This is a genomic window from Bradyrhizobium sp., from assembly GCF_035484855.1.
Lineage (GTDB): Bacteria > Pseudomonadota > Alphaproteobacteria > Rhizobiales > Xanthobacteraceae > Bradyrhizobium.
Window position 1 is genome coordinate 1 of sequence record NZ_DATHOP010000110.1, and the last position, 6,392, is coordinate 6,392.

Below are 6,392 nucleotides of genomic sequence, written 5' to 3' on the forward strand. Positions count from 1 at the left end.
GCCGGCCTGCGGCGTCGATTTCATGCATTTGCTTGGGAATTTCATTTGTTTCTGAGTTTTACTGGGAATTGCGCCCGTCTTCCGTGCAGCGGATGCGCGAACTGGCTTGCCTAAAAACCGCGCCTGCCCTCTAATCATGCCGCCGCGCGCCCGGAGGGGGATCTCAGGGGAAGGGCGGCAACCGGGGGACGCTCCTCAAGAGAGCTGCGCCTGGTTCAATAAAAAGAAGCAAACAAGAGACTGCGGGACAAAAAACAATGGCGGCAGACCGCGCACAAAACCTACATGACACCTTCCTCAATCACGTTCGCAAAACCAAGACGCCACTGACGATCTTTCTGGTCAATGGAGTGAAGCTGCAGGGGATTGTCACCTGGTTCGACAATTTCTGCCTGCTGCTGCGGCGCGACGGTCATTCGCAGCTTGTATACAAGCACGCGATCTCGACCATCATGCCGGGCGCTCCGATCCAGTTGTTCGAAGGCGGCGAGGATGCTCCGGCTTGAGGGTGATCTGATTGGAACCCCGGGATCTGGAACGGGGTGCCGACCGTCCGCGGTCGGCAGGGGGTAAAGCAACCGGGCGGGTGATTGTCATCGGCCCCTATTTGCGCATGCGCCGCGGCGACCCCGAGGCGCAAACGGATAGTTGCGCCGTCCGCGATGCTGAGGCCAGGCTCGAGGAAGCCAAAGGGCTGGCGCGCGCCATCGACCTTTCGGTCGCCGACGCGTTGATCGCCACGGTCAATCAGATCCGGCCCGCGACCTATCTCGGCAAGGGCAAGGTCGAGGAGATCGTGGGGCTGATCACCGGGCACGAGATCGAACTGGTGGTGATGGATTGCGCGCTGTCGCCGATCCAGCAGCGCAATCTGGAAAAGGCCTGGAACACCAAGGTGCTCGACCGCACCGGGCTGATCCTGGAGATCTTCGGCCGCCGCGCCAAGACCAGGGAAGGCGCGCTGCAGGTCGAACTCGCGCATCTGAATTACCAGCGTTCGCGTCTGGTGCGGTCTTGGACCCATCTGGAGCGCCAGCGCGGCGGATTTGGCTTCATGGGGGGGCCCGGCGAAACCCAGATCGAAGCCGACCGCCGGCTGATCGGCGACCGCATCAAGCGCCTCGAGGACGAAATCAAGAAGGTGCAGGCCACCCGAAGGCTGCATCGCGCCGGCCGGCAGCGGGTGCCGTATCGCGTGGTGGCGCTGGTCGGCTACACCAATGCCGGAAAATCGACGCTGTTCAACCGCCTGACCCGCGCCGATGTGCAGGCCGCCGACATGCTGTTCGCGACGCTGGACCCGACCTTGCGGTCACTCAAGCTGCCGCATGGCGGCAAGGCGATGCTATCGGACACGGTCGGCTTCATCTCCAACCTGCCGACGCAACTAGTGGCCGCGTTTCGCGCCACGCTGGAGGAAGTGCTGGAAGCCGATATCATCCTCCACGTCCGCGACATTTCCCACGAGGACGCCGAAGCACAGCAGCGCGACGTCGATGCCGTGCTGCGCCAGCTCGGCATCGATCCCGATGCGGGCGCGCGCATTCTCGAAGTCTGGAACAAGATCGACCGGTTCGATCCCGAGGCGCGCGAAAACCTGCGCAATATCGCCGCGCGACGTCCGCCGGATCGGCCGTGTTTCCTGGTTTCCGCCGAAACCGGGGAGGGGATCGACGCGCTGCTGGCGGCGATCGAGCAGCGGCTGGCAGCAACGCGGACGACGCTCGACCTGTCGATCGACGCCTCCGACGGTGCCGGGATAAGCTGGCTGCACCGCAACGCCGAAGTTTTGACCAAGCAGCTTCATGAAGGCCGCTTCGACATGACCGTGCGCGTCGACGCGACCAAGCGCGACATCGTGGTCAACCGCTTCGATGCGGTGCCGCACGTGGCGTGATCGCGGTCAAATGCGCGACTCACTCCTTGCCCTTCGCTTCGTCCCAAAGCGCATCCATTTCGGCGAGCGAGGCGTTTTGCAACGAGCGCCCTTGCGACTCCAGCGCCCGTTCGATATAGCCAAACCGTCGTTCGAATTTTGCGTTGGTGCCGCGCAGGGCCATTTCCGGATCGGCGCCGACGTGGCGGGCGAGGTTGACCAAGGCGAACAGGAGATCGCCGGTTTCGCCTGCGAGTTCCCGGGCATCGCCACGATCGAGCGCGGCCTCGATCTCGTCGGCTTCCTCGTGGATCTTGTGCAGTACGGCGCGCGGATCGTTCCAGTCGAAGCCCACACTTGATGCTTTGCGCTGCAATTCCATCGCGCGTGACAACGCCGGTTGTCCGGCTTTGACGCCCGACAACAGCGACTTGGGCGCGTCTTCGGGCGGGCGCCGCGCGGCGCGTTCGGCTTTCTCCTCGGCCTTGATGCGCTCCCAGGCGCTTTTGACGCCGGCAGGCTGGATGTTGCCGTCCTTGTCGGCGAACACATGGGGATGCCGGCGAATCATCTTCCGCGTGATGGCTTCCACCACGTCGCCGAAGGCGAAGGCATTTTGCTCCTCCGCCATGCGGGCGTGATAGACCACCTGCAGCAGGAGATCGCCGAGTTCGTCCTTGAGATCGTCGAAATCGCTGCGCGCGATGGCGTCGGCGACTTCGTAGGCTTCCTCGATGGTGTAGGGCGCGATCGTCGCAAAATCCTGTTCGAGATCCCACGGGCAGCCGCTGCCCGGCGTTCGCAGCGCGGCCATGATTTCGAGCAGGCGTGAAATATCGCGGGAAGGGGTCATCGTGCACCTGGGCTGAACAACATCGGGCCTGTATGCCGGAAGAGGCGCTGCCATCCCAGAGGAACGAGCCGTCCCGGACGTCCTTTTCCACCGATTGGCCACCCGATCGATGAGTGCTAAGGGCACGCCATGAGCGACCGATCGCCATCCGAAACCGCGCTGGTGCTGTTCTCGGGGGGACAGGACTCCGCGACCTGCCTCGCCTGGACGCTGCAGCGTTTCGGGCGCGTCGAAACCCTCGGTTTCGACTATGGGCAGCGCCATGCCATTGAGCTGGAGTGTCGCGCGCATCTCGTCGACGGCATGAAATCGTTGCGCGCGGATTGGGCCGCGGAGCTCGGCGAAGGCCACACCTTGAAAATTCCAACATTGGCCGAAATCTCCGACACCGCGCTGACGCGCGATGTCGCAATTGCGATCGGGGCGGACGGTCTGCCCAATACCTTCGTGCCCGGCCGCAATCTGGTATTTTTAACCTTTGCGGCGGCGCTGGCCTACCGGCGCGGCATCCGTCACATCGTCGGCGGGATGTGCGAGACCGATTATTCGGGCTATCCGGATTGCCGCGACGAAACCATCCGCGCGCTGCGGACGGCGCTCAATCTCGGCATGAACACGCAATTCGAATTGCACACGCCGCTGATGTGGCTGGACAAGGCCGGGACATGGCAGCTTGCGGATGAACTCGGCGGGGCAGGGCTGGTCGATTTGATCCGCGAGCACTCCCATACCTGCTATCTCGGCGAACGCGGCGCGCGGCACGACTGGGGTTACGGTTGCGCAAAATGCCCGGCCTGCGCGTTGCGTGCCAAGGGATGGCGGCAATACGTCGAGACGTCCGCTTAGGCCGCAAAATCCTCGGGCTTCAATTCGATCGGCGAACCGTGCGGGGTGCGGTCGGCGGCGTGATCCCAGGCATCGCGATAGCGGTGCAAGGTCGCGGGGCTGGCCACCCCCTTTGCCGATATCAGTCCCTCCAGCGTCGCGAGCCAATGCCTATAATAGGTCTCGCCGGTGTCAGGATCGCCATTCGCCTGGGCGCGCTTGATCTCTTCGGCGAGCGCTTGAGCCCATTCCTTCCACGTGAACAGCCCGCGCCCATGCAGCGCGAGTGCCATCGCGAAGGCCTGGGCCTCCCAGGGTTCGCGAAACACCGGGCCATCGTCGTCGCGGGGGATGCCGGGCAGGGCCGTGGTCGCAATCTCGGCAGCGGCATCCATCATGCCGGCTCCAGATATGGCTCGAACGCATCGATGGATATTTTCGAGGTCGGGTCGGCATCCGCGCCCCATAATTCGGCCGCGTCGAACACGACCGTGTAGAGCCATTGCGGATTCTCGCCGGCATCCATCGCCGCCGAATCCGGAAACACCTGACAGCCATGGTTGCGTTCGACGATGCCGACATGGCCGCGCGCGTAGCGCGGCAACCGCGTATGAGTCGCGGGATGAATGTTTTTCGCTCGAACGCGATCGCCCGGCTTGAACTGCGCCGGCTTCGCCGCCTCGCGCGCGAATTTGCCGCGCACCATCACGCGCTCGACGTCAGCGACGGTGAACTTGCCGCGCTTCAGCGGCTTTGGCGGTTCGATCGCATGGCCGGCGGCCATTTCGGTGGCCGCGATGTAGCCCTTCTCCCTCAGCAGGTCTTCGAGCCCGAGCAGCCACTTCTTGTAATATGAACTCGTGAGGTAAACTTCGGGCGGCAACGCCTCCCGATAGAAGCGGGAGGCATCGATGTTGAACGCGCCGGCGGCGCCCATGGCGCGCACCATCGCCAGCACGCGGCCTTCCCACTCGGTATGAAACATCGGCTCATTCGGCTCAGCCTCGACTTTGCCAAAACCGTCCATGCCGCCCATGTCGTGCACGCCATTCACGACGGCGCTCCCGGCGCCTTCGGAAATCCGGTGCCGATCATCGAGTCCCGCGTCACGAGATCAGCGAGCTGCTGCTCGCTCCAGCCCTCGGTGCCTGCGGGCCGCATCGGCAGCACCAGAAAACGCGTCTCGGCGGTCGAGTCCCACACCCGGATCGCGGTTTCCTTCGGCAAGCTGACGCCGAAGTCGGCGAGTACGCCGCGCGGATCTTTGACGGCGCGGGAACGATAGGGCGCGGCCTTGTACCAGATCGGAGGCAGCCCCAGCATCTCCCAGGGATAACAGGAGCATAGCGTGCACACGACCATGTTGTGCAGGGAAGCGGTGTTCTCGACGGCGACGAGATGATCGCCGACCCGGCTGACATGGCCGAGCCTGCCCACGGCCTTGGTGGCGTCAGCCAGCAGGGCCTGTTTGAAAACGGGGTCCGACCAGGCCTTTGCGACGACCTGCGCGCCATTGTGCGGACCGATCTTGGTTTCGTAGGCCTGGATGATGGCGTCCAGCGCAGCCGGTTCGACATATCCCTTCTCGGCCAGGATCGTCTCCAGCGCGCGCACCCGCAACTCCATCTCGGACAATTCCGAATGGTCGTGATCGTGATGATTGTGATCGTGGTCGGTCATGGGCTTGAAGATAGCCGCATTCGACTGCTGATGTCGAGATGTTGGGGCGGAAGCGCAGCCCGCGTGATGTAGTCCGGCGATTTCTGCGCTATCGTTTCGGAAAATGACGGGCAGGGAGGTGCGACGTGGGAGATTTTGTGACGATCGAAAGGGGCCTCGGTCCCGAGGGCCGTATCGCGGTGGTGCGGTTCGATCGCGGCGACGGCATCAATGCGCTGTCGCCGGAAGCGCTGCGCCAGCTCACCGATGCCGCGCGCGGCTTCGAGGACGACGCCGACACCTCGGTCGTGGTGCTCGCCGGCAGCGCCAAGGCGTTCAGCGCCGGCTTCGACCTGAAGGACCCCGAAGGCCGCGCGCGCCGCGACATGGACCTTGGCGCGCTGCGCCGGCACCTCAAGTTGGGGCCGCGGTTGACCCAGGCCTGGCAGGAGATGGAGCAGATCACCATCGGCGCGATCGAAGGATTTTGCATCGGCGGCGGCGTGGCGCTGGCGGTGGCGCTCGATTTCCGCGTGATGGCCCGCGACGCCCATTTGCGGGTCCCCGAGATCGGGCTCGGCATGAACATGAGCTGGCAGAGCGTGCCGCGCATGCTGCATCTGATCGGACCGGCGCGGACCAAGCAGGCGGTGATCCTGGCCGACCAGCGCATTTCGGCTGCGGAAGCCTACGAATGGCGCCTGGTGGAGGAGGTGGCCGATCCCGGCAAGGCTTTTGACACGGCAATGGCGCTCGCCGCGAAGGTGGCGGCCCAGCCGCCGCTGTCGGCGGCGATGACGAAACTGACCGTCAATCGGCTCGCGCACGCGCTCGACGACCTCGCCAGCCACATGGACGTCGACCAATTCGGGCTGGCAAGCCTGAGCGAGGACCACAAGGAGGGCGTCGCGGCCTTCCTCGAACGGCGCAAGCCGCGCTTCAGGGGGCGTTAGAACGAGGCTCCGCAGCGCCTGAACAAAATCGCGAAAACAACCCCATGCAAAGTAGACTGGGTGACGCGGGTCAGGCCATTGCGCGCCTGATTGCATTGTGCCCCAATTGCAATCCGAAATAGACCGAACGGGAGCAATCGATGTCGAGACTGCTGTTCGCGCTCAGCTGCCTGCTCTGCCTTCTGTTTTCGACCGGCGCGTCCGCATGGGGCTATCAGGGCCATGA

At 64.1% G+C, this 6,392-nt stretch carries 8 protein-coding genes; 4 read left to right on the forward strand and 4 right to left on the reverse strand.

Annotation, left to right across the window (positions count from 1 at the left end; all coding sequences use genetic code 11):
• Positions 1–257 precede the first annotated feature (257 nt).
• A complete protein-coding gene (gene hfq, locus VK804_RS13205; protein ID WP_325371264.1) occupies positions 258–506 on the forward strand; it encodes an RNA chaperone Hfq in 249 nt (82 codons plus the stop codon).
• Positions 507–517: 11 nt separating this feature from the next.
• Positions 518–1,897: a GTPase HflX gene (gene hflX / locus VK804_RS13210; protein WP_325371265.1), complete on the forward strand. Its 1,380-nt coding sequence runs from the start codon at positions 518–520 to the stop codon at positions 1,895–1,897.
• Positions 1,898–1,916: 19 nt separating this feature from the next.
• Here the strand turns inward: hflX and mazG are convergent, their stop codons facing one another.
• Positions 1,917–2,729, reverse strand: coding sequence for a nucleoside triphosphate pyrophosphohydrolase (gene mazG, locus VK804_RS13215; RefSeq protein WP_325371266.1), 813 nt, complete (start codon positions 2,727–2,729; stop codon positions 1,917–1,919).
• 129 nt (positions 2,730–2,858) lie between these two features.
• Between mazG and queC the strand changes: the two genes are divergently transcribed.
• The gene (gene queC / locus VK804_RS13220) at positions 2,859–3,575 is read left to right on the forward strand and encodes a 7-cyano-7-deazaguanine synthase QueC (RefSeq protein WP_325371267.1); all 717 of its coding nucleotides are present in this window, start codon (positions 2,859–2,861) and stop codon (positions 3,573–3,575) included.
• Here the strand turns inward: queC and VK804_RS13225 are convergent.
• The 3 genes from VK804_RS13225 to nthA are packed head-to-tail and all read right to left on the reverse strand — an operon-like array spanning position 3,572 to position 5,234.
• Entirely contained in the window at positions 3,572–3,952 is a 381-nt protein-coding gene (locus VK804_RS13225) for a nitrile hydratase accessory protein (protein ID WP_325371268.1), read from the reverse strand. The genes queC and VK804_RS13225 overlap by 4 nt on opposite strands.
• Positions 3,949–4,608 (reverse strand): nitrile hydratase subunit beta, encoded by a 660-nt coding sequence (gene nthB, locus VK804_RS13230; RefSeq protein ID WP_325371269.1) that lies wholly within the window; start codon positions 4,606–4,608, stop codon positions 3,949–3,951. The genes VK804_RS13225 and nthB overlap by 4 nt, the downstream gene beginning before the upstream one ends.
• Entirely contained in the window at positions 4,605–5,234 is a 630-nt protein-coding gene (gene nthA / locus VK804_RS13235; protein ID WP_325371270.1) for a nitrile hydratase subunit alpha, read from the reverse strand. The genes nthB and nthA overlap by 4 nt, the downstream gene beginning before the upstream one ends.
• A gap of 125 nt (positions 5,235–5,359) precedes the next feature.
• On the opposite strand from nthA, the gene VK804_RS13240 reads away from it, so the two are divergent.
• The gene (locus VK804_RS13240) at positions 5,360–6,166 is read left to right on the forward strand and encodes an enoyl-CoA hydratase/isomerase family protein (RefSeq protein WP_325371271.1); all 807 of its coding nucleotides are present in this window, start codon (positions 5,360–5,362) and stop codon (positions 6,164–6,166) included.
• The last annotated feature ends 226 nt before the right edge of the window (positions 6,167–6,392 follow it).

What these genes read in the sequence shown, in the direction of transcription:
- hfq (WP_325371264.1), top strand. Translation starts at nt 258, where the DNA reads ATGGCGGCAGACCGCGCACAAAACCTACATGACACCTTCCTCAATCAC.
- nthA (WP_325371270.1), bottom strand. Translation starts at nt 5,234, where the DNA reads ATGACCGACCACGATCACAATCATCACGATCACGACCATTCGGAATTG.
- VK804_RS13225 (WP_325371268.1), bottom strand. Translation starts at nt 3,952, where the DNA reads ATGATGGATGCCGCTGCCGAGATTGCGACCACGGCCCTGCCCGGCATC.
- mazG (WP_325371266.1), bottom strand. Translation starts at nt 2,729, where the DNA reads ATGACCCCTTCCCGCGATATTTCACGCCTGCTCGAAATCATGGCCGCG.
- queC (WP_325371267.1), top strand. Translation starts at nt 2,859, where the DNA reads ATGAGCGACCGATCGCCATCCGAAACCGCGCTGGTGCTGTTCTCGGGG.